The sequence below is a fragment of the Streptomyces sp. NPDC004658 genome, assembly GCF_040609555.1.
Lineage (GTDB): Bacteria > Actinomycetota > Actinomycetes > Streptomycetales > Streptomycetaceae > Streptomyces.
On the sequence record NZ_JBEXKG010000018.1, the window covers coordinates 17,403 to 43,664 of the forward strand.

The 26,262-nt window shown below is 72.5% G+C and carries 18 protein-coding genes and 1 pseudogene; 6 read left to right on the forward strand and 13 right to left on the reverse strand.

All coding sequences use genetic code 11. The features are described 5' to 3' along the window. Window positions 1-78: 78 nt before the first annotated feature. From ABZV94_RS09815 to ABZV94_RS09835, 5 genes are all read right to left on the reverse strand, one after another. Complete coding sequence (locus tag ABZV94_RS09815) at window positions 79-1,038, reverse strand: hypothetical protein (RefSeq protein ID WP_356339086.1); 960 nt, start codon at window positions 1,036-1,038, stop codon at window positions 79-81. A 46-nt stretch (window positions 1,039-1,084) separates the two neighbouring features. After that, the gene (locus tag ABZV94_RS09820) at window positions 1,085-2,161 is read right to left on the reverse strand and encodes an aldo/keto reductase (protein WP_356339088.1); all 1,077 of its coding nucleotides are present in this window, start codon (window positions 2,159-2,161) and stop codon (window positions 1,085-1,087) included. Between the two features lie 103 nt (window positions 2,162-2,264). Next, the gene (locus tag ABZV94_RS09825) at window positions 2,265-3,245 is read right to left on the reverse strand and encodes an aldo/keto reductase (RefSeq protein WP_356339091.1); all 981 of its coding nucleotides are present in this window, start codon (window positions 3,243-3,245) and stop codon (window positions 2,265-2,267) included. A 14-nt stretch (window positions 3,246-3,259) separates the two neighbouring features. Next, on the reverse strand, window positions 3,260-4,474 hold the full coding sequence (locus ABZV94_RS09830; protein ID WP_356339093.1) for an MFS transporter: 1,215 nt from the start codon (window positions 4,472-4,474) through the stop codon (window positions 3,260-3,262). Between the two features lie 153 nt (window positions 4,475-4,627). After that, entirely contained in the window at window positions 4,628-4,861 is a 234-nt protein-coding gene (locus ABZV94_RS09835) for a hypothetical protein (RefSeq protein ID WP_356339095.1), read from the reverse strand. 262 nt (window positions 4,862-5,123) lie between these two features. Here ABZV94_RS09835 and ABZV94_RS09840 point away from each other — a divergent pair, with 262 nt between their 5' ends. Then, entirely contained in the window at window positions 5,124-6,101 is a 978-nt protein-coding gene (locus ABZV94_RS09840; RefSeq protein WP_356339097.1) for an aldo/keto reductase, read from the forward strand. An 18-nt stretch (window positions 6,102-6,119) separates the two neighbouring features. On the opposite strand, the gene ABZV94_RS09845 is transcribed toward ABZV94_RS09840, so the two are convergent. Further along, the gene (locus tag ABZV94_RS09845; protein ID WP_356339099.1) at window positions 6,120-7,028 is read right to left on the reverse strand and encodes a helix-turn-helix transcriptional regulator; all 909 of its coding nucleotides are present in this window, start codon (window positions 7,026-7,028) and stop codon (window positions 6,120-6,122) included. A gap of 133 nt (window positions 7,029-7,161) precedes the next feature. Between ABZV94_RS09845 and ABZV94_RS09850 the strand changes: the two genes are divergently transcribed. Both ABZV94_RS09850 and ABZV94_RS09855 read left to right on the forward strand, forming a co-directional pair. Beyond that, window positions 7,162-7,989, forward strand: coding sequence for an oxidoreductase (locus ABZV94_RS09850; RefSeq protein WP_356339101.1), 828 nt, complete (start codon window positions 7,162-7,164; stop codon window positions 7,987-7,989). 26 nt (window positions 7,990-8,015) lie between these two features. Continuing rightward, on the forward strand, window positions 8,016-9,863 hold the full coding sequence (locus ABZV94_RS09855) for a Na+/H+ antiporter NhaA (protein WP_356339103.1): 1,848 nt from the start codon (window positions 8,016-8,018) through the stop codon (window positions 9,861-9,863). A 122-nt stretch (window positions 9,864-9,985) separates the two neighbouring features. Here ABZV94_RS09855 and ABZV94_RS09860 read toward each other — a convergent pair whose 3' ends face one another. From ABZV94_RS09860 to ABZV94_RS09870, 3 genes and pseudogenes are all read right to left on the reverse strand, one after another. After that, window positions 9,986-12,736, reverse strand: a complete 2,751-nt coding sequence (locus ABZV94_RS09860) for an alkaline phosphatase family protein (protein WP_356339106.1) — start codon at window positions 12,734-12,736, stop codon at window positions 9,986-9,988. 54 nt (window positions 12,737-12,790) lie between these two features. Next, window positions 12,791-14,197 (reverse strand): ABC transporter permease, encoded by a 1,407-nt coding sequence (locus tag ABZV94_RS09865; RefSeq protein ID WP_356339107.1) that lies wholly within the window; start codon window positions 14,195-14,197, stop codon window positions 12,791-12,793. 260 nt (window positions 14,198-14,457) lie between these two features. Next, window positions 14,458-15,387 (reverse strand): annotated as a pseudogene (locus tag ABZV94_RS09870) (ABC transporter ATP-binding protein); the annotation flags it as partial. A gap of 293 nt (window positions 15,388-15,680) precedes the next feature. On the opposite strand from ABZV94_RS09870, the gene ABZV94_RS09875 reads away from it, so the two are divergent. After that, window positions 15,681-16,415, forward strand: a complete 735-nt coding sequence (locus tag ABZV94_RS09875; protein ID WP_356339109.1) for a trypsin-like serine protease — start codon at window positions 15,681-15,683, stop codon at window positions 16,413-16,415. A 60-nt stretch (window positions 16,416-16,475) separates the two neighbouring features. Here the strand turns inward: ABZV94_RS09875 and ABZV94_RS09880 are convergent, their stop codons facing one another. Both ABZV94_RS09880 and ABZV94_RS09885 read right to left on the reverse strand, forming a co-directional pair. Beyond that, complete coding sequence (locus tag ABZV94_RS09880) at window positions 16,476-16,838, reverse strand: DUF1304 domain-containing protein (protein WP_356339111.1); 363 nt, start codon at window positions 16,836-16,838, stop codon at window positions 16,476-16,478. 49 nt (window positions 16,839-16,887) lie between these two features. Further along, window positions 16,888-17,865, reverse strand: a complete 978-nt coding sequence (locus tag ABZV94_RS09885; RefSeq protein WP_356339113.1) for a helix-turn-helix domain-containing protein — start codon at window positions 17,863-17,865, stop codon at window positions 16,888-16,890. 203 nt (window positions 17,866-18,068) lie between these two features. Between ABZV94_RS09885 and ABZV94_RS09890 the strand changes: the two genes are divergently transcribed. Further along, window positions 18,069-22,088: a S8 family serine peptidase gene (locus ABZV94_RS09890; protein ID WP_356339116.1), complete on the forward strand. Its 4,020-nt coding sequence runs from the start codon at window positions 18,069-18,071 to the stop codon at window positions 22,086-22,088. A 79-nt stretch (window positions 22,089-22,167) separates the two neighbouring features. Here ABZV94_RS09890 and ABZV94_RS09895 read toward each other — a convergent pair whose 3' ends face one another. Together ABZV94_RS09895 and ABZV94_RS09900 are read right to left on the reverse strand one after the other, a co-directional pair. Next, window positions 22,168-23,613, reverse strand: coding sequence for an aldehyde dehydrogenase family protein (locus tag ABZV94_RS09895; protein WP_356339117.1), 1,446 nt, complete (start codon window positions 23,611-23,613; stop codon window positions 22,168-22,170). A 103-nt stretch (window positions 23,614-23,716) separates the two neighbouring features. Then, window positions 23,717-24,823 (reverse strand): NAD(P)-dependent alcohol dehydrogenase, encoded by a 1,107-nt coding sequence (locus ABZV94_RS09900; protein ID WP_356339119.1) that lies wholly within the window; start codon window positions 24,821-24,823, stop codon window positions 23,717-23,719. Between the two features lie 146 nt (window positions 24,824-24,969). Here ABZV94_RS09900 and ABZV94_RS09905 point away from each other — a divergent pair, with 146 nt between their 5' ends. Continuing rightward, a complete protein-coding gene (locus ABZV94_RS09905) occupies window positions 24,970-26,241 on the forward strand; it encodes an MFS transporter (RefSeq protein WP_356339121.1) in 1,272 nt (423 codons plus the stop codon). Window positions 26,242-26,262 lie beyond the last annotated feature (21 nt).

Sequence of the window (26,262 nt, forward strand, 5' to 3'; positions counted from 1 at the left end):
CCCCTGGGAAGCGCGCGGCGCGGTGCGACCGGTGCGGCGGCATGGCGACCGCCGGGGACGCGCGGCCGGCCGCGGTGGTCAGGGACGGCCGGTCAGCCGCGCACCGAGAAGGTTGGGATCGGCGCCGGTGAAGTAGGCGGCGTTCGTGACGTACACCCGGTCGCCGCGCACGGCGACGGCCGTGGGGTTGCTCAGTCCGTCGGCGGCGGTGAGGACGACGCTGTGCGATCCGTCCCCGCGGACCAGCTCGACCTCGTTGCCGGGGTTGGTGGCGACGAGGGTGTCGTCGCCGTGCCCGGTGAAGTCGAAGTCGTCGGCCGGGCCCAGCCCGTCCGCCACGACGTGGGCGGGGCCGGCCGTGCCGTCGTGGCCGACCGGTATGCGCAGCAGCGTGCCCCGGTCGAAGTTGGCGACCCATACGGCGCCGCGGTGCACCTTGAGTCCGTTGGCGCCGAACTTCCCCGGCGCGGCGCCCAGTTCGGGAGCCCGCGACCAGACCGTGGCGGTGCCGCCGCCCACGGGGACCCGCCATACCGCGCCGAGCGCGGAGTCGCTCACGTACAGCCGGCCGCGGTACAGGGCGAGGCCGTTGGGGATGGCGGCGGCCGGCAGGGCGGCCACGCGGCGGGGGGCGCCGTGCCGGGGCAGCCGCCACACGCCCGTCAGGGCGTCGGTGCCGGCGGCGTAGGTGACGTACCGCGTGCCGTCCGGTGCGTGCACGATGCCGCCCACGAAGGCCCGGCCGATGAGCGGGACGTCGGTTCCCTCCGGCGGGGCGGGCAGGGTGGCCGACGTGGTCAGGTGTCCGTCGGGGGTCAGTCGCTCGACGCGCCGGGCGAAGGACATCGTCAGGTCGACGGAGCCGTCGCGTCCGACGGTCAGGTTCTCCGGCTGCTCACCGGCCGCCAGGTCCAGGTGCCTGATCGTGTGGACGTCGGTCAGCGCCGGGTCCGCGGCCAGCGCCTGGCCGCCCAGGAGCGTCAGCGAGGCGGCCAGCGCGGTGACCGTGAGCAGCGAGGTGGTGGAACTGCGTTTCACGATTGCCTTTCGTCGGAATCGGGGTGGTCGCGTGGAAGCGTCTGGTTCAGGGCCGGTGCCGGGTGGCGACGCGGGCGCCGCCGAAGATGAGGTCCTGCACCATGGGCGTGGAGACGAAGCCGTGGGGGAAGACCGGGTCGGGGCGGCTGGCTGCGTCGAGACGCGTGACGTGTTCCTCGCCGAGGACCACGTCGAGAGCCCCGAGGTTGTCCTCCAGCTGGCGTACGGTGCGTGCTCCGAGGACCGGGGAGACGACGGCCGGGTTGAGCAGGGTCCAGGCCAGCGCGACCTGGGCGGGGCCGGCGTCCACTTCCTCGGCGATCTCCTTGACCACCTCGGCGATGCTCACACCGCGCTCGGTCAGGTTGCCGGAGGCGGCGATCACGCCCTTGCGGGAACCGGACGCGGAGTTCTGGTGCTCCTGCTCGGCCAGGTCCGCGCGGCTGTACTTGCCGGTGAGCAGGCCGCCGCCGAGCGCGGACCACGGCAGTACGCCCAGACCCAGCTCGCGCGCCATCGGGATCAGCTCGTGCTCCACGGTGCGCTGGATCAGGCTGTACTCGATCTGCAGCGCGATCAGCGGTGTCCAGCCGCGCAGGTCGGCGAGCGTCTGCATGGCGGAGACGCGCCAGGCCGGGGTGTTGGAGATGCCGATGTAGCTCACCTTGCCGCTGCGCACCAGGTCGTCCAGGCCCCGCATGACCTCCTCGTGCGGGGTCGTGTCGTCCCAGCCGTGCAGGTAGAACAGGTCGATGTGATCGGTCCCGAGGTTGCGCAGGCTGGTCTCCAGCGACCGCACCATGTTGAGGCGGTGGTTGCCGCCCGAGTTGGGGTTCCCCCGCTCACGGGCCATCGTGTACTTCGTGGCGATGACGACCTGGTCCCGCTTGCCCTTGACGAATTCCCCGAGGAGGCGCTCCGCGGAGCCGTCGGTGTAGTTCACGGACGTGTCGACGAAGTTGCCGCCCCGGTCGACGTACAGGTCGAAGATGCGGCGGGCCTCCTCGGCCCCGGCGCCCCAGCCCCAGTCGTCGCCGAAGGTCATGGTGCCCAGGGACAGGGGGGAGACACGGAGTCCGGAGCGGCCCAGAAGGCGGTAGTCGGACAGGGAGTCGGTGCTCATGAAAGGCTTCTCTCTCAGGGTCGGTGCCGCTTCTCGGCGGCGTTGCGGAAGGGTGGTGCCGTTTCCCGGCGGTGGCGCCTCGCTCAGGCCGCGATGTCCTGTCTCACCGGTCGATGGCGGTCATGTTCGCCTCGCCGTAGCGCTCGCCCGCCGGGCCACCGAGGGCGTCCAGCCGGGACAGCTGCGCGCTGCTGAGACGGAGGCCGTCCGCGCCGGCGTTCTCCTCCAGGCGGTCCACCCGCTTCGTGCCGGGGATCGGGACCACGTCGTCGCCCTGCGCCAGCAGCCAGGCCAGCGCGACCTGGGCGGAGGTGGCGCCCAGCTCCTCGGCCACGGCGCCGACTTCGTCGGCGATCCGCAGGTTCGCGGCCAGGTTGGCGTCGGCGAACCGGGGGATGGTCCGCCGGAAGTCGTCCCCGTTCAGCTGGTCCACGCTGCGGACGGCGCCCGCGAGGAACCCGCGTCCCAGCGGCGCGTAGGGGACGAGCCCGATGCCCAGCTCACGCAGCACCGGCAGGATCTCCGCCTCGACGTCCCGCGTCCACAGCGAGTACTCCGTCTGTACGGCGGTGATCGGGTGGACGGCGTGAGCGCGGCGGATGGTCTGCGGCGAGGCCTCCGACAGGCCGATGTGGCGGATCTTGCCCTCTTCCACGAGTTCCTTCAGCGTGCCCACGGTCTCCTCGATCGGCACGTCCGGGTCGACGCGGTGCTGGTAGTACAGGTCGATCCGGTCCGTGGCCAGGCGGCGCAGCGATCCCTCCACCGCCAGCCGGATGTTGGCCGGTGTGCTGTCCCGTTGCTGCCGCGCGCCGTCGGCGCGATAGGAGACCAGACCGAACTTGGTGGCGAGTACGACGTCGTCCCGGCGGCCGGCGAGCGCCCGTCCCACCAGTTCCTCGTTGGTGTGCGGGCCGTACACGTCCGCCGTGTCCAGCAGCGTGACGCCGAGGTCCAGCGCGCGGTGGATGGTGCGCACGGACTCCTGGTCGTCGGTACCCGCGCCCGTGTAATAGGCGGACATGCCCATGCAGCCCAGGCCGATACGGGCGACGTCCAGTCCCGCGAGCTTGGTGTGCCTCATGTCTTCTCCCGACTTCAGTGTGCTTGTGCTGTTTCCGCTGTCATGAGTGCGCGCGTGGGCGCCCAGATGAGCAGGCCGAGCGCCGACAGGCCGGCTCCTGTCCAGCAGATCGCGCTCCAGCCGCCGGCCGCCCACAGCGCGGTGGCAGCGGTCGAACCGAGCGCCCCGCCGCAGAAGTTGCCGCAGATGTAGACGGTGTTGATGCGGCTGCGCGCGTCCGGCGACAGCGCGAGGACGCGCGCCTGGTTGAGGATGTTGCGCGACTGGGTGGCCACGTCCAGCGCCACGATCGAGACGATCAGCCAGGCGAAGCCGTGCGCGCCGAGGGTTCCGCACAGCCAGGCCGCGATCGCCACCACCCAGGACCAGCCGGTCACCGGCACGGACCGGCCCCGGTCGTGAAGGCGCCCGGACCCCTGGGCCGCCAGCGACCCCACCAGCCCGACCACCCCGAGCAGGCCGATCCCGGCCGTGGACCAGTCGTGGGCGGGACCGCTGAGCAGAAAGGTGAGGGCGGTCCAGAACAGGGTGAAGGTGGCGAACCCGATCGCTCCGAAAGCGACCGCCACGCGCAGCACGGGCTCCTTGAGCAGGGCGGCCGTGGAGCGCAGCAACTGCCGGTACGGCATCGCCGTCTTCGCCGGGAGCGAGGGTGTCACCCGGTACAGGACGACAGCCAGCACGGCCATGACCCCCGCGGCGAAGACGTACACGGCGCGCCAGCCGGCCACGTCCGCGATCAGTCCGCTGACGACGCGGGCGACGAGGATGCCGGTCACGAGACCGCTGACCACCACGCCCACCACGCGCCCCCGGTCGGCGTCGCCCGCCAGGTCGCCCGCGAACGCGACCAGCACCTGCCCGGACACGGTCGTCAGGCCCACGGCGACGAACGCCGCGGCCAGCAGCGGGGCCCCGGGCGCGACCGCGCAGAACGCGAGGGCGACCGCGCACAGCACCATGAGGAGCGGTACGAGCCGGCGCCGGTCCCGGCGATCACCGAGGGGGACCAGCAGCACGATCCCGAGGGCGTACCCGACCTGGACCGCGGTGACCAGCAGCCCGGTGGAGCTTTCACCGACGTGCAGCGAATCCGCGATGTCCCGCAGAAGGGGCTGCGCGTAGTAGAGGTTGCCGACCGCGGCGCCACCCGCCACGGCGAACAGGAGAGTCAGGACGCGGTTCATCCGGGTCCCGGCCGCGGTGCCCTGTTCCCTGCTGAGTGCCACGCTGATGACTCCTTGATGTCATGTGTGAGGAGCGCGAACCACACGCTCGCTCCCGACACCGTCGAGTCTGGTGATGCTCCGGCCCGCCAACCAGGACGTAGGTGTCCCTGGGTGCGGCACACCCTGGATCGTCCGGGGGGCGGCCCGGCTCACTCACTCGTGCGCCGCACCCGCCGCGGTCGGCTCCGAACGGGCACGCTCCGTTCCCGCAGCGGCGGCAGCGGTGGCCCGCGCGATGCGCAGCGTCTCCCTCTCCTCGCGGTCCGGTCGGTGGAGGAGCCAGCCGAGCGACAGCCAGTAGACCGCCGCGATCACGCGCAGCGGAAAGAGACCACTCCGCACCAGCCTTCGCAGGGTCTTCTCGGGCAACACATCATCGAGCCTCATGGGCCATAACTATGTCAGTTATCGTGTGTGGCACAGTCATCATTGTCACTTCAGTGAAGTCAAGATTTCCGGCTTGGAGTGCGAGCCATATCAGCGCCTGGGGGCGGCCCGACCGCGCACTGTGGGGAGCGCCCGACAGCCTCCCGGTCCGTGGGCCGCGAGACTGGGAACCCTGGCGACGCGGCGAGGGCCACGGACCGGCCGGGGCCTCCCGGCGGCGTCGTTCCCACAGGGGGGCACCCGCGGGCAAGGAGGAAGCTCGATGATGAAGTCAGTGGCACTCGGTGCGATGACCGTGTCGGCGCAGGGCCTCGGATGCATGGGCATGAGCGAGTACTACGGGCCGGCCGACTGGGACGAGTCGATCGCCACCATCCATCGTGCGATCGACCTGGGCATCACCCTGTTCGACACCGCCGACCAGTACGGCAGCGGCCACAACGAGGTTCTCCTCGGCCGCGGTGTCGTCGGCCGCCGCGAGGACGTCCGCATCGCGACGAAGTTCGGCATCGACCGCAGCTCCGGGGACGACGCACGTACGTTCCGCGGAGACCCCGCGTACGTCAAACGCTCCGCCGAGGCGTCCCTGACCCGGCTGGGCGTCGACGTCATCGACCTGTACTACCTGCACCGGCCACCGCAGAACGCCGAGATCGAGGAGACGGTGGGCGCCATGGCCGACCTCGTGAAAGCCGGCAAGGTGCGCCACCTGGGCCTGTCCGAGGTCGACGGGGAACTGCTGCGCCGGGCCCACGCCGTGCACCCCATCACCGCCGTGCAGAGCGAGTACTCGCTGTGGACGCGCGACGTCGAGGCGGTGACCCCGGTCATGGCCGAGCTGGGCGTCGGCCTGGTGCCGTACTCACCCCTCGGCCGGGGATTCCTGACCGGCACGTTCGACCCCAACGCCATCACGGCGGACGACGTCCGCGCGCGGAACGCCCGGTTCGGAGGCAGCGACTATCAGGCCAACCTCCGCATCGCCGACACCGTGCGGGCGATCGCCGCGGAACGCGGCCTGGCCCCCGCCCAGGTCGCCCTGGCCTGGGTCTCCGCCCAGTCCGAGCGACTGGGCGTGCCGATCGTGCCGATTCCCGGTACCAAGCGGGTGCGCCGGCTGGAGCAGAACGCCGCCGCGGTCGACGTGGTCCTGGACGGCGACGCCCTCGACCGCCTGGAGCCGCTCGCCCGGCTCGTGCACGGCAGCAGGCTCCTCACCCACGGCACCCGAACCGGCTGAGCGCCGCCGCGGCGGGACTCAGCTGCCGGAGGGCGGCTCGGCGGCCCTCTCCTCGGCGGCGGACCGAGGCAGTCCGGAGTCGGAGGACCGCTGTCCGCGCCGGGGGGAGGCGGTGAGACTGCCGAGAATGGCGAGCCGGTCGCCGGTGCTCGACTCCGGGCGCGCCCGGTACACCTTGAGCAGCAGGTCCGGGGACGCACTGGGCCGCAGCGTCTCGTAGGCGAGGTCGAGGTCACCGACCTGCGGGTGCCGCAGCAGCAGCGTGCCCGACGTCTTCTCGTGCACTTCCGCCTGCTGCCAGTGGCGGGTGAAGTCCCCGCTGTGCAGCGTGAGTTCGCCGACGAGGGACCTCAGTTCGGGGTCGCCGGGGCGATGGCTGGCGGCGGCGCGCAGGGCGGCCACGGTGGAGGCCGCGACGGTGTCCCAGTCACGGAAGAAGGTACGGGAGGCGTCGTCGATGAACAGCAGACGGGCGAGGTTGTCCCGGTGCGGGTGGCCGTCGTAGAGGGCGGCACCGAGCGCGTTGGCGGCGACCACGTTCATGCAGCGGTCCGTGATGATCGCCGGGTGGGCGTTCCAGTCGTCCAGCAGGGCCAGCAGATTCGGTCCGGGCTCCCGGGCGGCGGGCCCGGCGGGCCGGCCGACCGCATCGGGGGAGGCGAGCGCGAAGAGGTAGCGCTGGGCGTCGGGATTGAGCTGCAGCACCCGGGCCAGTGCCTTCAGCACGCTGGTCGAAGGGTGTCGCTCCCGGCCCTGCTCCAGCCGGGCGTAGTAGTCGGCGCTGAGGCCGGCGAGCGCGGCGACCTCCTCGCGGCGCAGGCCGGGAACCCGCCGGTAGCCGGTGCCTTCGATGAGCCCTGCCTGCGCGGGGGTGATCCGGGCCCGCCTGGCCTTGAGGTACTGCCCCAGCTCGTTGCGCTCCTTCATACCGTTCAGGTTAGACGCCGCGTCCCGGGTCAAGGGGGCTGCGTCACACCCTGGAAGCCGCACGCGCCGGCCCTCATCTTTGAACCGCGACACAGGTGACTTTCCTCTGTAAGCGAAATGTAGGAGACAAGTGATGTCAGTCTGGTTTGTCACAGGCGCTTCCCGTGGCCTCGGACGTGCCGTCGTGGAGGCCGCCGTGTCCGCCGGTGAGCAGGTGGTCGCCGCCGTACGCGCCCCTGACGCCGTCACCGGCCTCGCGTCGGACCAGGTCCTCGTGGTGCCGCTGGACGTGCGGGACGAGGCTCAGGCCGCCGCGGCGGTGGAAGCGGCCGTCGCCCGCTTCGGGCGGATCGACGTGCTCGTGAACAACGCCGGGTACGGTCTGCTCGGCCCGGTGGAGGAGACCAGCGACGAGGAGGCGCGGGCGCTCTTCGACGTGAACTTCTTCGGCCTGCTCAACGTCACGCGCCAGGTCCTCCCGGTGCTGCGGCGTCAGGGATCCGGCCGCGTCGTCAACATCAGCTCGGTGGGTGGCTTCACCGCACTGCCGGGTTCGGGCGTCTACGCCGCGACGAAGTTCGCGGTGGAGGCCGTCACCGAGTCCCTCGCGGCCGAGCTCGCGGGCAGCGGTGTGAGCGCGCACGTCGTGGAGCCCGGCGCGTTCCGCACCGATTTCCTGGACGGGTCGAGCATCCGCACCACGGCCGCCGAGCCGCTCACCGCCTACGAGGCGACGGTGCACGCCGGTCAGCCGGCGTTCCTCGCGGCCAGCGGCGCCCAGCCCGGCGACCCCGCCAAGGCGGCGCGGGCCATCCTGGCCCTCGCGGCGACGGACGAGCCACCGCTGCGCCTGCAGCTCGGCGCGGACAGCGTCCGCCGGGTGGAGGCGAAGCTGGAACTCGTCGGACGCGAGCTGGACACCTGGCGCGAGCTGAGCCTGTCCACCGCGTACGACGACTGAGCCGCCCGGTTCGAGGGGATCAGAGCATGGCCCTGCAGCGCTGGCGCGCGTTCACCCGCTCGGAAAACGGTGCCACCGCCTTGCTCGTCGCGGCGGTGCTGGCCGCGCTGGTCTGGGCGAACACGAGCCTTGACACGTATGAGGCCACCTGGTCGGCACGGCTGTCCGTCACCGTCGGGCCGTATGCGCTCGGAATGACACTGCGGGAATGGACGAACAGCGGCTTCATGGCGCTGTTCTTCTTCCTCGTCGGGCTCGACGCGCGCCGCGAGCTGGACAAGGGCGAGCTGCGGGACCGGAAATGGGTGCTGCTCTGCGCGATCGGCGGCATCGGCAGCATGGCCGTACCCGCTCTGATCTTCGTGTCCTTCAACGCCGGCCTGCCGAGTGTGCACGGCTGGGGCGTGGCCATGTCGACCGACACCGCCTTCGCCCTGGCGATCCTCACTCTCGTCGGGACCCGTCTCCCGTCCTCACTGCGTGCCTTCATGCTGTCGATCTCGGTGATGGACGACGTCGTGGCACTCGTCGTCATCGCCGTGTTCTACGGCGAGGGGTTCCGAGTGCTCCCCTTCCTGATCGCGTGCGTGGCCGCCGGAGTCATCGTGTGGATGCGGCTGGCGCGTTTCCGCAGTGGCGTGCTGTGCTGCGCGGTCTCCTCGGTGATGTGGTGCGCCCTCCTCAAGGCGGGCGTCGATCCCGTCGTGACCGGTCTGACGGTGGGCCTCCTGGTGATCACCGCACCGGCGGGACGCGACGATCTCGAACGCGCCACCGGCCTGGTCCGGGGCTTCCGGGAGCAGCCGACCGCGGAGATGCAGCAGTCGGCGGTGCGCGGACTCATCGCCGCCATCTCGCAGAACGACCACCTCCAGCGGAAGTTCACCCCCTGGGTGAACTGTGCGGTTCTCCCTCTCTTCGCCGTCGCCAACTCCGGTGTGCCGCTGAGCTTCAAGACGGTCTCCGCGGCTTTCGCCTCGCCCATCGCCTGGGGCATCGTCTGCGGATATCTCGTGGGGAAGGTCGTCGGAGTGGTCGGTTCACTGTCCCTGGTGACGGCCCTGTCCGGCGGCCGGCTGCGACCCCATGTCGGATGGGGGGCGGCGACCGTGGGAGGCGCCGTATCGGGATCGGCGTTCACCGTGTCGCTGCTCATCGCCTCGAAGGCGTTCACCGGCAACGACCTGGCGTACGCGCGGACAGCCATTCTGTCGACCGTCGTCGGAGCCACGGTCCTCGGCTGGATCACCACCGGCGCCCTACGGCTCATGTCCCCACGACGCCGCGCCCGTGCCCTGCTGGGGCGGGCCCGGCCGCTCACCGACCTGGTCACCCCGGTGGATGCCGTCCGGGACCACGTACGCGGCCCCCTGGACGCCCGGATCACCGTCGTCGAATACGGGGACTTCGAATGCCCCCACTGCGGTCGGGCCGAACCCGCTCTGCGGGAGATGCTGGCGGGTCGCGACGACGTGCGCTACGTGTGGCGCCATCTGCCGCTGCCCGATGTGCACCCGCATGCGCAGCAGGCGGCGGAGGCCGCCGAGGCCGCGGGAGAACAGGGCAAGTTCTGGGAGATGCACGACCTGCTCCTGCGGCACCAGGACCAGCTCACTGCCGCGGATCTGGTCGGATACGCCGAACGGCTCGGGCTGGACATCGACAGGTTCGACCGCCACATGAAGGCCGGGCGGGGACTGCGGCACATAGAGGAGGACGTGACCTCGGCGGAACTGAGCGGCGCCGTGGGAACGCCCACCTTCTTCGTCAACGGGCGCCGGCATTACGGAACCTTCGATGCCGACGCGCTCATCGCCGCCGTCCGGCTGGCCCGGCAACGCGTGCTCGCACACGAAGCCCGGAACACGGTGTGAGCGGCTCCCCCGCCCATCGGTGCGCACACTGAAGTGCGGCGCGTGCCGGGAACGGCCCGCACACGGCGAGGGCCCCTGGCGGGCGTCGCGCCTGCCAGGGGCCTCGTCGGGTGCGGCGTGTGTCAGCCGTCGGACTCCGCCGACGGGATGTAGGCGCCGGGCACGTCGTTCGGGGCGTAGATCTTCTTCTCACCGGGGTACGGGCGCGCCCAGTTGTGGGTCTGGTACCAGGTGAGGTGGTTCATCTGGGCCGGGTTGGCGTAGTCGGGAATGGCGTGCGGGCCCGTCAGGCGCTGCTTGGACTTCCAGGCATCCCACTCGGCGGCCAGGGACTTCTTGTCCGCCGGCACCTTCGCCGACGGCACGGCCGCGGCCTTGGGGTCCTGGGCGGCGGGGGTGTCCACGCCGCAGGACGGCGGGGTCTTCAGGCCGTCGGTCAGCGACGTGCGGTTGGGCAGGGCGGTGAACGGCGTGTAGTCGGGGCGCTTGGTGAACGCGCCCCGCATCGGGGTGGCCGCGCTGTCCTTCTGGTTCATCGGGTGGATCCCGAGGATCTGCTCGATGGTGCGGATCATCGTGATCTGCGAGTAGTAGTGGCTGTCGACGGTGCCGTGCTGGGCCCAGGGGCTGATGATCTGGACCGGGGCGCGGTGACCGTCGACGTGGTCCAGGCCGGCCTGGGAGTCGTCCTCGACGACGAAGATCGCCGAGTCCTTCCAGTACTTGCTGTGCGAGATCTTGTCGATGATCCTGCCGGTGGCGAGGTCGTTGTCGGCGACCTGGGCGGCCGGGCTCGCCGGACCACCGGTGTGGTCGCTGGAGAGCCAGAACATGTTCAGGTTCGCCGGGCCGTTCTTCTCGAAGTCCTGCTTCCAGATCTCGTACCGGTACAGGTCCGGGACGCTGGTGTCGAACTTCGGGAAGCCGGGCACCGAGACGTTGTTGAGCGACGGGATCGGCGAGGACGAGTTCAGCGGGTAGGCGGTCGCCTGGCCGGTCGCGTCCATGTTCTTGGCGTCGCAGTACAGGTTCTGCCAGCTCGCGCCGGACGGCTTGGTCAGGAACTGCTGGAACTCGCCGAAGTTCCGCACGGACTTGCCGGCCGCCTGCGCGCCCGACCACAGGAAGCCGGTTTTCTGGTGGCCGAGGGCGTCGTCCTCGGTGTCGTAACTGCGCTTGTACTCGCCGGCCGAGGACTCGGTGTACTCCGGGTTGTCGGCCTGCATGAGCCAGTTGTGGCCCTCGGCGGAGTTGGTGCCGATGTCGTAGGTGTTGTCGTACAGCCCGAACTGCTCAGCCAGCGCGTGCTGGTTCGGCGTCACGTTCTCGCCGAACTGCGTGAGCGACGGGTCGCCGTTGCCCCGGGGGACGTCACCGAGGACTTGGTCGTAGGTGCGGTTCTCCTTGACGATCAGGAAGACGTGCTTGATCGTCGACGGGTCGCCGATCCGCGCCGGGACCGGCTGCGGCTTGGCGTTGCCGTGCTTCTCGGCCAGCCGGACGGAGCCGCCGCTCCAGCCGTTCTGCTGGAAGACCTTGGCGGTCTGGGAGCGGATGACACGGTCGCTGGGCAGGGTGAACTGCGTCAGGCTGGAGGTCGTGTCGTGGGTGCCGTGCCCGGCCGCGGCGGGGCGGCGCGCGTCGATGCCGCGGGTGTTGGAGACGACGACCTTCTTGCCCACCGTGGTGATCTCGGCGGGGAAGTAGTCCGTCGGGAGCAGACCGACGTAGCCGACCGGCTCCTGCGCGGAGGTGTAGCGGTAGACGGCGACGGCGTTGGCGCGGCCGAGCGTCACCAGCAGCCGGCCGTCGTCGGTGAGGGTCACCGCGTCGGGCTCGTAGCCGACCGAGGCCTCGGGCCACGGCTGGGTGGCGATGGTCTGGACGACCTTGTCCTTGGCGGTGTCGATGACCGACACGTTGTTGTCGGCGGTGTTGGTGACGAACACCGCGCCGCGGGCGGCGTACACGGCGGTCGGGTGCAGGCCGACGTCGATGGTGCCGACGGCGGCGGACGGGTGGGCCAGGTCGATGACGCTGACCGTGCCGGTGGTGGTGGCGCCGGTGTCGGGGTCGGCCGGGACCTGGGTTCCGTAGGAGTTGAGCGTGGAGTCGCCGGCCTTGGTGGGCCGGCCGCCCTCGTTGCTGACGTAGAGCTTGTCGCCGACCCGGGCCATGCCGCGCGGGGCGTTGCCCACCGCCCAGCTCTGCTTGACGGTTCCGGTCGCCGCGTCGATCGCGACCACGCGGTTCTGGCCGTTGACCGCCGCGTACACGGTGGAGCCGTCGGCGGAGAACACGGCCGCGGCGGAAAGGGCCTGCTTGCTGCCGTCGGCCGGGATCTTGACGGTCACCGGGTTGGCGAGGGTGCCGTCCTCGTTCACGGTGAACTTGGTGTACCCGTCGAGCTGGCCCAGCCACAGCTGCTTGCCGTCAGGCGAGTACGTCGGGCCTTCCTGGCCGACGGCGTTGCTGCTGATGCGCAGGTCGTCGGCGGCGTTGGTGCCGACGCGCTGCTTGATCCGGCCGGTCGCGAGGTCCACGACGACCAGCGAGGCGTCGCCGTCGGTGACCGAGGCGGCGAGGTGGCTGCCGTCGGGGCTGACCGTCGACGACATGATCTTGCCGTCGTCGATGACGAGGCGGTCACCGTACGGGTCGATGTACTGGTCGGCGGAGACGACCTGGCCCTTGTCGGTGACCTGGCCGACCTGCTCGGTGCCGAACTGGCGGGTCTCGGCGACGGCGGTGCCGGTGGCCAGGGCGGCCGTGGTGATGCATGCCGTGACCAGCGTGGCCCGGCGGCTGACACGTCTGCCCAGCAGGTCGTAGTACTTCTTCTCGGCCTGCCGGCGGCGGCGTGTTATCTGCATGCGTGATTCCTCGGGATTCGGTGGAGAGTCGGGGGGTGGCCGGAGAGGAAGGGTTCAGGGGGTCCGGGAGTCCGGGGAAGCGGCGAGCAGGTCGACGTTGCCGTCGAACTGCCACAGCGGGTTGGGTGCGTCTCCGGTCGAGGTCCGCACCAGGAAGTAGCCGTTCACTTCCTTCGGTCCGTCGCCGTCGGCGACGAACCGCCCGTCCGCCGTGATGTCGAGCTGGTAGACGGCCGACCCGGTGGCCGCGACGCCCGGCAGGTGCCAGGAGACGACGCACCGCCAGTCGTTGCCCGGGCCCTGGGCGCCGTCCTGGACACCGGCCTTGGTGCACGCCGCCAAGGTCCTCAACTGCGCCTCGGTGACGGCGGGCCGGTGGAGCTGCTCGGTCTGCAGGCGGTACAGGTGGGCGAACTCCGTGGCGAGCGAGCGCTGCACCTTCGCCTGCTCGATGCCGGAGCCGGTGGCCGTGGTCGTCGCCGCCACGACCGCCACCGTCGCGCCGAGCAGCCCCGCGAGCGGCAGGGCGGCCGTGGTGACCGCGCGGCGCGCCGAGCCGTCGTCGACGGGGTTGGTGAAGTCGCGCCGCAGGAACAGGACGTAGGCCAGCGCCGTCGCCGTCGCGGCCCACAGGAGGCTGACAACGATGCCTATGAGGAGCGGGGTGAGCTGCGCCGGGCTGGTGAACAGGCCGTTCCAGGTGAGGAAGGCGTCGCCGGGCAGGGCGAGGCGTACGGCGACGGGGAGCGGCAGCATCTGGGCGAGCTGCATCGCCAGCGCGACGAGCGCGGGCAGCAGCAGGCCCATCGGGGAGCGCCCGAGGACGACCGACCCGAGCAGTCCGATCCCGGCGAGGGCCAGGGTGGGGGCGAGCACAGCGGCCCAGGCGACCAGGACCGTGCCGGCGGCGTCCCCGGGGGCGAGCAGGTGGCCGTCGAGGCCGACCAGCGGCTGGTCGCCGACGGCCACCAGCCCGCCGGCCGTGCCGGAGACGGCCAGCCCGGCCACGAGCAGCAGGATGACGGTGAGGCCGGCCAGTGCCTTCGCCGCGAAGATCCGCCGGGGCGAGCGGACGGCGACGAGGAGGTGGCGCCAGGTGCCGAGCCGGTCCTCGGAGGCGAACACGTCGCCGGCGACGACGGAGGTGAGCAGCGGAAGCGCCCAGGTGCCGGCGAAACCGAGCGTCACCAGCGGCCCGGCCCACCCGGTCGCGTGCATCCAGCGGCCGAAGAGGGTGTCCGTGGGCAGCGTGCTCTGCGCGCTCACCCCGGCCACGAAGAGCGCGGGCGCGATCCAGCAGGCGAGGAGCAGCAGGCGGATCCGCCACTGGGAGAGGAGCTTGACGACTTCGAAGCGGTAGCCCCGGGCAACCGTGACGCGCCCTGACGCGGGGCTCCGCGCAGGGGGTACGGCGGTGGGGGCCGGGGGTGTGGTCGCGGTCGGGTGTGCGGCTGCGGTCATCGACCGGTCTCCTGCGGCTGGGCGTAGGTCTTCTGCGGGGCGTGGGCGGGGTTCTGCGGCTGGGTGTCGGCGGGGCCCAGCGGGGCGTGGGCGGGGTTCTGCGGCTGGACGTCCGACCTGTGCGGGGCGTAGGCGGCGCCCCGCGGCTGGGCGCCGGCGGGGTCCTGCGGCGAGGTGTCCGACCCCTGCGGGGCATCGGCGGCTTCCGACTGCGAGGCGTTCTGCCTCCCCGTCGCATCCAGCCTCCGCGGCGCGTCCGGCTTCTGCTGCTCGGTCAGGGCCAGGAACGCCGCCTCCAACGGGGAGACCAGCGGAGCGAGTTCGCGCAGGGCGATGCCCTCGTGGACGAGCCGCACGACCAGGTCGTCGAGGGCGGGCACCAGCGCGCGCAGCACGAGCGCCCCCGTGCCCTGGCGTCCCGCGGTGTCGTCGGCCAGGCGGATTCCCGGCGCGTCGGCGGCCAGCCGGCGTGCGCGCGCCGGGTCGGACGTGACCAGCCGGTAGTCGAGTTCGCGGTTCTCGGCGGCCAGCTTGTCCAGCGGCCCGGAGAAGACGATCCGACCGGTGGCGAGGATGGTGACCTCGGAGCACAGGGCCTCCAGGTCGTCCATCCGGTGGCTGGAGAGCACGACGCTCGTGCCCTCCCGGGCGAGCCGGGTCAGGACACCGTGGACGTGTTTCTTCCCGGCCGGGTCCAGGCCGTTGGAGGGCTCGTCCAGGACGAGCAGCCGCGGCCTGGTGAGCAGGGCCGCGGCGAGGCCCAGCCGTTGGCGCATGCCCAGGGAGAAACCGCGGGTGCGTTCGTCGGCGACGTCCGTGAGCCCGACCTGGTCGAGGGCGTCGTCGATCCCCGCCGACCGCGTGTCGTCCCCGCGCAGAGCGGCGAGCGCGGCGAGGTTCTGCCGGGCGGTGAGCGAGGGGTACAGCCCCGGCCCGTCCACGAACCCGGAGACACCGCCGGGTGCCTCGAACGCGCGGCCCACCGGCGTGCCGAGGATCTCCAGGCTGCCGCCGTCGGCCACGGCGAGGCCGAGAAGGAGGCCGAGCAGCGTCGTCTTGCCGGCGCCGTTGGGACCGACCAGGCCGTGGATCTGCCCCTGTGCCACGTCCAGGTCGACGCCGTCGAGTGCGACGACGTCGCCGAAGCACTTGGTGATGCCGCGAGCCCGGATCGCGAGCTGTGAGTCCATGAGCCCCTTCTTTCGGAAAGCCTCATGGACCCTAGGAAGCTCACACGACACCGACGGCGATCCCCGGTTGAACGCTCAGAGAACGGAAAACCAAACGCGAGTCAACTGGCGTCCGGAGCGCCTGCGGTCGTCACATTTGGGCCGTCTGGCCGGACGTCAGCGCGGAAGGAACCGTTCTGTTCCCCAAGTGCACGGATCGTGCGGTCGCGGAACCGCCCGGACGGGCCTTCGCTCTTGCCGGGCGCAGGCAACTGGCGGCCACCGAACCCGAGGTAGACCCAATGTTGAGCAAGATGCGTGTATACGGAGCGATATGCGCGTTCGTCGCCTTCTTCCTGGCGATGGCGGAACCCGCCTCGGCCATTCAGGGAGGCACGGTCAGCAAGCACGGCCCGTGGGCGGTGCGTGTGTACATCGACGGCGAGCCGTCCTGCACGGGCACCGTCGTCGCCCCCGAGTGGGTGATCACCGCCGGCCACTGCGTCCGCTACGACAACTGGGACGTCACGTTCCGCGTCGGCAGCCTCGACCAGCGGCACGGGAAGGTCGTGCGTCGCGCGGAGAACGGCACGGTGTTCGCACCCGGAGCCGATGTGGCCCTGGTGCGGGTGCCCCGCCTGGACGTCCAGCCCATCGAGATGGGAACCAGCGACAGTGTCAAGGTGGGGCGCAGCGTCCGGTCCTACGGCTGGGGTGCCACCTGCGCGCCGCCCAAGAGCGAGGCCTCGTGCCAGTCGGACGTCCTCAAGCAGGCGCAGGTCAGGATCGTGGCGCACGCGGACCGGCGGTGCGATCTGCTGGTGGGGACCGGGGACTTCTGCGCGCAGCGCGGCACCGGCCTGCCGGCGGGCGGTGACTCGGGGGGCCCGGCGACGGCGTTCGACACGGCGGGCCATGAGGTGCTCGTGGGTGTCCTGTCCGCGTCGGACCGGACGCAGGTCGCTTCGTTCGGGGACGTCACGCGTCTGCGACACTGGATCAGGTGCGTCATCCGCACGGGGGCCGGCGGCCGGCCGCCGGTGTCATGATGCGAACGCCGACGGGCGCCGCGCACTTGCGGACTCGGCCGCGCCCTGAACTCCGCCAGGTCAGTGGGCGAGGAACACGAGCGCGAGGCCCACGGCCGCCGGCACCGTCTGGACGTACAGGATCCGCCGGCTGGAGGTGGCGGCCCCGTACAGGCCCGCCACCGCCACGCACACCAGGAAGAACACCTTCACCTGGAAGCCCACCGGGTCGGAGGCCACCGCGCCCCACACCAGGCCGGCGGCGAGAAAGCCGTTGTACAGGCCCTGGTTGGCCGCGAGCGCCTTCGTCAGGGTGGCGAACTCGGCACTGGTCCCGAAGGCCGCCCGCGCTCTCGGGCCGGTCCAGAAGAACATCTCCAGCGCGAGGATGCAGGCGTGCAGGCAGGCGATGGCCACGACCACGACGGATGCTATGAGTGACATGCCGACCATGATCGGGCATGGTCGCGGGTGCGGCGCCCCGTCCCGGAGATCACGGCAGCCACCCGCGGCGGGCGGCCTGTGCCGCGGCCTGGAAGCGGGTGGCCGCGCCCAGTTCGGTCATCAGCCCCTGGATGCGGCGCTGGGTGGTGCGCCGGCTCCAGCCCTGGGTGCGGGCGATCGCCGTGTCCGAGCACCCCGAGGCCAGCAGTCTGACGAGCGCGAGGGTGTCGGGGTCGGGCCGGTCGGGCCGCCCGCCGCGCGGCCCGGTGTCCTCCAGTGGTGCCGCGCGCTGCCACTCGGCCTCGAAGAGTGCTTCCAGCGCGGTGAGCATCGGGGAGCGGTGGATCAGGTAGGCGGCCAGGTGCCCGCCCGGCGCGAGGCTGAAGGGTATGACCGCCAGCGCGTCGTCGGCGATGACCAGTTTCATCGGCAACCGCGCCAGCACACGCGCCTGTTCGCCGGAGCGCACGCTGGGCAGGATGTCGTCGCGCAGGCGCCCCGGCCAGTCCACCGCGGCCCGGTCGTAGACGACGCGGTGGGTGACGCCGGTGCGCTGCCGGCCGCGCTGGTTCTCCAGGTTGCTGCCGGGGCGGTCCACGTAGGGCGGACGGTCGAAGGCGCGGATCTGGCGGCGGGCACCGGCGGTGATCCGGTGGACGGCGGCGCTGATGTCCTCGTACCCGCTGAGCAGTTCGACCGCCATGCCGGGATCGCCGACCCGGAGGGCTTCCCGGTGGGTCACGGCCAGCCGGCGCACCAGCGAGCGGGCCGCGTCGAGCTGCCGCTCACGTTCCTGGATCAGTTCGGTGACCGCCACGTCGGGAGCCGCGGCGGTGAAGCGCGGCGGCCTGGTCGCCGACCTGGTCGCCAGTCCGGACTTCACCAGGACGGACAGCAGCCGCGCCGCCGCGCTGGTGCTGGTCCCGCATGCCTTCGCCACCTCCGATGCGGTACTTCTGGGCAGACCGACCAGCGTCGTGTAGACGCGTTGTGTTTCATCGCCGAGTCCGAGGACGTCAAGTTCCATTTCCACTCCGGTCGTTCTGGCCGCCGACCGCCACCTGGCGGCATCCGGCCACACCGGCATCCTTGCGCCACACCGGCCCCCTTGGCATCTTCGCCGCAGAAAGGGGCGTCGTCCCGCCATGACGTGCGGGCCCACGTCCCTGTCGTGCGTTCTGCGCGGCGTCACCGCCGTGCGCGCATCGGACATCAGCAGAAGGTGCCCCTATGCCACACGCAAGTCCCCCCGCCCGCCGGGTCGTCAGAGCCTGTGCCGTCCTCCTCCTGACCGCGACGAGCGCGCTGGCGGCGCTTCCCGCGCGCGCGGCGCAGCCCGGCGCCCCCTCCGCGCCGGCCCCGACGCCCGTCACACCGTCCTCCGTGCACCCCGCCACCCAGCGGGAGGGAGTGGTGCCCGGGCAGGTCCTGGTGACCCTGGACGAGAAGACGTCGGTCACCGGCGCGCCCGTGCCCGGGACCCGCGTCGCCGCGCGACTGCCGCGGACCGGTGTCGCCGCGCTCGATGCCGACTTCCGGTCCGTCGGGGCGCGTTCGCTGCGCCCGGTGGCCCGGGGAGCCGGGTCCGGCGCGGTGTCCCGTACGTACGTCCTGAGCACCGGTGAGCGGGATTCCGTCGCGGTCGCCCGGGCCCTGCGGGGTGCGCCCGGCATCGCGGACGCCGAACCGAACCGCTACGTCAACACGATGAGCACCGGGGCGCGTGCGCTGGACCCGGCGGCCGTGCGTGCCTTCCCGGCGGCGTCCGGCGCGACGGCGGCGCGGCCGGGCGGGCGCACCGGTACGGGGGCAGCGGGCGCGGTGCCGTCCAACGACACCCTCACCACCTCCGCGCAGGCCTTCCTCAACGCCGGCGGGGTGGACGCGACCGGCGCCTTCTCCCTGCTCGGGAAGCGGTACGGACAGCAGCCGGGGGCCGGGGAGACCATCACCAACGTCTCCATCGGCGACCTCACCGACCAGTCGATGGCCGACGCCGGCGACGCCTACGTACGCTCCCACGGCCCGACCACCGTCCTGAAGGACGGCCGGCGCTACCTCGACCTGCCCTCGATGCCGCTGATCCCCGCCTATGTCGCCAAGGACGGCGGTGGCCTGGACGGCGCCGCCTCCACGGAGAACCAGGACCCGGCTCTGGACGAGGTCCTGCTGGACTTCAGCGTGATGGCACCGCTCCCCCACGACCGGCAGCGTCCCGGGGCCACCGGCAGCGGCTACACCGACCTCCTGGGCATCGCGCCGGGCGCCGACTACCGGCTCGTCGTACCCGAGCAGCCCACCACCGACCGCATCGCGGGCGCCCTGCTCGCCGCCGCCCACCAGTCGCCGAGGCCCGACGTCATCACGGCCAGCCTCGGCTTCGGCACCGACGCCGAGGGCTTTCCCGGCCGTTACCTGGAGGACGACCCGGTCATCCGCTCGGTCGTGACCTCCCTCGTCCACGACGACGGCATCGTGGTGTGCATCTCCTCCAACGACGGCACCCGTCTGTACACGCCCGCCGCCGTCGGCCCCGACGGCGGCAGCACCGCCACCGACCTGGCGGCGGACGGCCGTTCGGCGACCACGATCGACGACGACGCCGAGTCCACCACCCCCACCCGGGTCCCCGACAGCGGAGCGATAGCCGCCGGCGGCACCACCCTGGACGACACCCTGGCCGCGGGGCCGCGGGGCGACGCCACCACCGCCGAGACCCGGATCAGCGGCTTCGGCACCTTCTCGTCCGGCTTCGGCAGCCGGGTCGACCTGTCGGCGCCCAGCGACAACGTCCTCGCCTTCTCGCACCCGGCCGGCGGCTCGCCGCGCGACGTCACCGTGGGCCTCAACGGCGGGACCTCCGCCTCGGCCCCCGAGACAGCCGCCGCGGCGGCGGTCGTCCTCCAGGCGGGACGGCTCTCCGGGCACCGTCTGACGCCCGCCCAGGTGCGGGACGTCCTGGCGAGGACGGGACGCGCGGTCCCCACCCCGCCCCAGATCGACCGGAGCCTGCACGTCGGCCCCCAGATCGACGTGACGGCCGCGGTCGAGAAGACGCTGGGCGGGCCGGCCGGACCGCCCTCGCTGGTCCGTCTGTCCGTCGCGCACCGCGTCACCGTCGGCGGTCTCGGCGGTGCCTTCACGGAGACGACCGACCCCGGCCGCATCGACCTCGGTGACCGTTCCTCGGGCGGCGACGGCGAGGGCCTGACCGGCCCGGTCACCTTCGCCGGGGACGTCACCGGCCGGACCGGCCACACCGAGTACACCCTCACGGTCGGCTCGACGGTCTTCCGCTCCGCCGGCCCGGCGATACGCGTGACGCCGGCCCGGCTCCTGGCCGCCGCGGGCCTGCCGGTGGTCTCCCCCAAGGACCGCGAGATCACGGTGACGTACCGGGTGCTGGCCGGCGGCCGTACCCGCGCGAGCGCCACGCGCACCCTCGTCGTCGGCCCCAGCGACGGCACCTACGCGCAGGCCACCGCCCCCGAGGCGCCCGCGACGGCCGGCGTCGGCCGTCCGGTGACCGTCTCCTACGACCTGACCGGCGTCGCCGCCCTCTCCGACCCCACCCTGGTCGTCTCCACGGTCGGCCACTGGAACCCGCAGCTCGCCCCCCTGTTCACGGCCGGCTGGCACCAGGCGCTGACCTCGCCCAAGGGGACGGTCACCGTACCCGCGAGCGCGTTCGCGGCCGGCGGCGGCATCTACGGCATCGGGATCGCCCAGCAGGGCTTCGGCGGCAACCCGCAGCGCGTCACCTACGGCGAGTTCGCCCCGGTGCGCGTCGTCGGGGGCGGCGCCGCGGACCGTCCGCCGGCTCCGGTCCTGACCGGTGGCGGCGGGAAGGCCGGGCACACGGCGGAGGTCTCCCGCGCCGCCTCCTCCTTCACGCTCCGCTACGACGTACGGGCCGTGCGCGGAGCGCGGGCCGCCGAGGTGGAGTTCTCCGCCCCGGCCCCCACCCTCCACGGCACGTTCAACACGTTCAGCAACGCCAACGGCACCCGCCTCGACCACGACGGTGTGAACGGCCCGTCGGTGCTCCACCGCACCCTGCCCGGCGTCTCGGGTTCGGTCCGGCTCGACGCGGCGGCGCTCGGCCTGCTCGGCTCGGACGACTACACCGTCCGGGTGCTCGCCCTGGGCCGGGACGGGCAGGTGCTCGGGCAGGCGTCGCCGGTGTCGTCGCTGGCCTTCGACGACGGACTCGCCCCCGGCGGGGCCACGGTGACGGGCTTCGCCGCGGCGGGCGCCCGCTCCGTGGTGGCCCTGGCCCTGCCCTCGGGCGGCACGGAGGTCCGCCACTACACGACGGCGACCGGACGCTACGGCGACGTCATCACCTCGGACGCGGGCTCCGGCTCCTCCTACGAGGTCGCCGGGGCGACCGCGGACCGGGTCCTGCTGGTCCACCGTGCCACGGACGACGGGGATGTGCGGGTGGAGACGTGGAACACCCGCACCGGCTCCCTGACGGGCAGCGTCACGCTGCCGGCGGCCGAGTACACCTACGTCACGGGCCGGGTGGACGCCGTGCGGGCCCGGGGCGCGCTGCTCCTGCACCGGGCCGGTGACCCCGCCGACCTGGTCCTGCCCGTCGACCTCGCCACGGGGACCGCGGCCGGCCCCGTCCAGGCCGATCCGCCCGGCGCGGCCCCCGGCGCCTACGGCCTGCTGACCGTCGACTCCGCCACCGGGGACGTCTTCCTCGCCAAGGCGGCGGGCCCGTTCAACTGCCTGGGCGGGGCCGTACCCGCCCGCGTCGACCTCGCGGCGCGGACGGTGACCGGCCTCGACAGCGTCTCCGGATGCGGCCACGGCATCGCCTCGGACGGGGCGGGGACGCTGTTCGACCTCTCGGCCACCGTGGGCAGCGTCAACATCGTGCCCACGGCCGTCCTCGGCGCGTCGGACGAGAGGACCGGTACGGCCGCCGCCCCCGCCGCCGTCCGGCTGGGCAAGCCCTCCGCGCTCGCGGTGGACGGCGTCCACCGGGTCGCCGTGGTCTCGTTCCCGTCGCCGGCCGGCACGCCGTACTTCGGGGCCGGCATGTGGGTGCCGGACAACAACGCCACCGGTCAGCTCGCGGTCGTCGACCTGCGGACCGGCACGCTGATCCGCACGCTGACCGGCTTCGCCGTCGGAGCCCACGGCGGCGCGGAGAACGCCCTCCAGCTGGATCCGGCGACCAGGACGGGCTGGACGTTCGGCCCGGACGACCGGCAGATCCAGCGGTTCGCCTACTGAGCGCGCCCGGGCCCCGGCGTCACGGCCGGGGCCCGGGCGGTGCACCGCCGGGGACCGCGGCGGCGGATAGGGCCGGGCCTCAGGTGTCCCCGTGCACGTAGAGCGTCTTCTGTTCGGTGAAGAAGTGCCAGGCCTCGTGGCCGCCGAGCCTGCCGAATCCGGAGAGGGCGACTCCGCCGAAGGGCACGTGGGGTTCGTCCCCGACCGAGGGCCCGTTGACGTGGACGGCGCCGACACGCAGCCGGCGGGCGAGACGGACGGCACGGGCGGTGTCGTCGGAGAGGACCGAGGCGATGAGGCCGTAGGGCGTGTTGTTCGCCTGGTCGGCCAGTTCCTCCTCGGAGGCGCACGGCTGCACGGTCACGAGGGGGGAGAACGCCTCCTCCTGGTGCAGCCGGGCCGCGGGGTCCACGGGGCCGAGCACCGTCGGGCGTGCCAGCAGCCCGTCGGGGTCGTCTCCTCCGGCGAGGACCCGGGCGCCGTGCGCGCGGGCGTCGGTGACGAGATCACGGAAGCGGTCCGCGGCGCGCCGGTCGATGAGGGGGCCGATGTCGGTCCCGGGTGACCGGGGGTCGCCCGCCGTCAGGGCCTCCGCACGGGCCGCCAGCCGTTCGGCGAGGTCCGTGTGGAGGCTTTCGGCGACCAGGACCCGGTCCGTGCTCATGCAGACCTGCCCCGCGTTGGCGAACGCCGACACGGCGATGAGGTCGGCGGCCCGGTCCGGATCCGTGTCGTCCAGGACGACGGTGACGTTCTTGCCGCCCAGTTCCATCACCGCCGGTGTCAGGTGGGAGGCCGCCAGCCGGGCGATGGAGCGGCCGACGGGTGTGGAGCCGATGAAGACGACCCGGCGCAGCTCGGGCCGCTGGACGAGTGCCGTGACGAGGGCCGGGCTGTCGGCGGGGGCGCAGGTGAGGACGTTGACCACCCCGTCGGGCAGGCCGGCCTCGGTGAGCGTGTCGGCCAGCAGGTGGCCGGCGGCGTAGGGCGCCGCCTCGCTGGGGCGCAGGATGACGGTGTTGCCGGCGGCGAGTGCGACGGCGGTGGCGCGCGCGGCGAGGACCACGGGCGCGTTCCAGGGCACCATGGCGAGGACGGGTCCGGCGGGGCCGCGCAGGTCGACGTTGGTGGTGGCCGGATCGTGGGAGGGCAGGAGGGTGCCCGTCGGGGTGCTGGTCAGTGCGGCCGCCTCACGAAGGTTGGCCGCCGCCTCGGCGATGTTCATCTCGCCCCACCGGCGTACCGCGCCGGTCTCCAGGGCGAGCGCCGCACAGTGCTCGGACATCCGGGCTTCGAGCAGGTCCGCAGCGCGCAGCAGGACGCGTCGGCGCTCGGTGTAGGACGTGCGTGACCAGCTGTGGAAGGCGGTCCAGGCTGCGTCCACGGCGGCGTCGGCGTCGGCGGGGCCCGCGCAGGCCACCTGGGCCAGCAGGCGGCCCGTGACGGGCGAGACGGAGGCGAACGTGCGGGCGTCCCTGGCCGGCACCCGCTTGCCGTCGATGAGGAGACCGAGGTGGTCGGGCATGGCTGTTCCTGCCTTGGTTCGGAGGACCGGTTCGGAGGTCCGGTCGAGGGGTCCGGTTCGGCGGTCTGGTCGAGAGGTCCGGTCAAGAGGTCCGGTCCGGCGTTCAGAAGACGAGGACGGGTTTGACGGCGATGCCCGCGGCCGCGTCCCGCGCCGCGCGGTTGATCTCCTCGAAGGGATACGTCCGCACGAGTCTGTCCAGCGGGAAGGCTCCGCGCCGGTGCGCGGCGAGCAGCGCCGGGATGAAGGTCTCCGGTTCGCTGTCCCCCAGGGTCACGCCGTGCACGGTGCGGCCCAGCAGCAGCCGGTTGACGTCGAACGACGCCCTGGACCCGGCCTTCGGCGCGCCGATCACGGCGATCCGGCCGGCCACTCCCAGGCCGTCGATGAGGGTTTCGAGCAGCGCGGTGTTCCCGGTCGTCTCGACGACGGCGTCGACGCCCGCGCCTCGGGTGAGGTCGAGCAGGGCCTCACCGAGCGGTTGGGCGGAGGTGTCGACGGTGTGGGTGGCGCCGAGTTCCCGTGCCAGCTCCAGCCGGGAGGGGACGCGGTCGACGGCGATCACGGCACCGGCCGGGGACATGCGGGCGGCCATGACGGCGGACAGGCCCACGGCGCCCGCTCCCGTGACGGCGATGGTCTCTCCCGGACGCGGGCGGAGGATGTTGAGGATGGCTCCGGCGCCCGTCTGCGCCCCGCAGCCGAGCGGGGCCAGGACCGGCAGGTCGGCTTCCGTCAGGTCGTCGGGCAGGACGACGACGGAGCGCTCGTCGGCGATCGCCCGGTCGGCGAAGGACGACTGGCCGAAGAAGTGCCCGTTCAGGTCCGTTCCCTTGTGGCGCAGGGTGGCGCTGCCGTCCGCGCGGCGGCCTCCGAAGAGGTTGAGTTCCATCTGCCGGTCGCAGTGCGCCGGGTGGCCGCCGCGGCAGCCCCGGCAGCGGCCGCAGGAGGTGAAGGTCAGCAGGACGCGGTCGCCGGGGCGGGTGCGCCGCACGGTGGCGCCGACCTCCTCGACGACGCCGACGCCCTCGTGGCCGAGGACTCCCGGCAGGGGGTAGGGCAGCGATCCGTGGACCGCGTTCAGGTCGGTGTGGCACATCCCCGCCGCCACCATGCGGACCCGGACCTCATCGGGCCGCAGCTCGTCCAGTTCGACTTCCTCGAGGCTGAAGGGCCCTCCGCGGGTCCACACCACTGCGGCTCTCGGCACGGCTCTCGTTCCCTTCCCGTCTTCGGCGGTTAACGCGGTGGCAACAGCGTAGACCCAGGTCGTCCTGATTAACAGGTATTGACTCCTGAAAAATGAAACCTATGCTCTGGTTGTCAAAGGACCGACCGACCTCGACGGAGCGTGACGTGTCCACACCTTTGACCACATCCCTCACCGCACAGGACACCGCGCCCCGGCGCACGGTGCGCCCCGCGGTGGCGATCCTCATCTGCACGACCGTGACGGTGATGGAGGGTTACAGCCTCATCGTCTACGGCTCGGTCATCCCTCTCCTGCTCACCGACCGGGGGCTCGGACTCGACACCGGCACGGTCGGTCTCGTGGGCAGCGTCATCTACGTCGGCATGCTGGCGGGCGCCCTGGTCGCGGGCGTGATCGGCGACCGGTTCGGGCACCAGCCCGTGCTGCTGGCCGGCATCGGCCTGTTCATCGCCGGGTTCGTCGTGACCGGCGTGGCCGGCGACGTGCCGGTCCTCGCCCTGGCCCGCCTGCTGTCAGGCCTGGGCGTCGGCGGGGCCATCACCACCGCCCTGACACTCGCCCGCGCCCACGCCCCGCGCAACCGGGCGAGCCTCGTCGTGAACATCACCATGGCGGGCATCCCGCTGGGCGGTGCGCTGACGGCCCTGATCGGCCTGGCGGTGCTGCCGCATCTCGGCTGGAGACCGATGTTCTTCATCGGCGCCGCGCTGACGCTCGTCATCTTCGCCGTCGTGTTCCTCACCCCTCTGGAACTGCGCGCCCCGTCCGCCCCCGGCCGGGAACCGCCGGCCACCGGCTCCACGGGGCCGCTGGCGCGGATGTTCCGCACCCGCGGAGTGCTGGTCGCGGCCCTCGTCGCCGCGGTCGCCGTGCCCAACATGTTCACCTGGTTCGGGCTGAACGTGTGGCTCACCGCGGCCATGACCGCCCTGGACTACCCCCTCACCTCCGCCCTGCTGTTCTCCTTCACGCTGACCGCGGGGGCCGTGTGCGGCTCCCTGATCGCGGCACCGCTGGCCGACCGGTTCGGCGCCCTGCGGACGGCCGTCGTCACGTCCCTGCTCACGGTGGCCGGTCTCGCGGGCGTCGTGGCCGGCTCCCGGTCCCTCCCCCTGCTGCTGGTCTGCGTCGCGCTGATGGGAGCGGGCGGGCACACCACGGAGAACCTGCTCAACGCGGCGGCCGGCGATCTGTATCCGGCGCCCATCCGCGGCACGGTGATGGGCTGGTCCAACGGCCTGTCCTACATCGGCGCGGTCGGCCCGGTCGTCGGCGGCCTGGTCATCGGAAGCGGTCTCGGAGCGTACGGCGTGTTCGTGCTCTTCGGCTGCTCGGCGTGCATCGTGGTGGTGACCCTGCTGGCCCTCGCCCGCGCCGTCCGGTCACGTCCGGCCGCCCCGGCGGACGGCCTGTGATCCGTTCCCGCCGCTCACTTC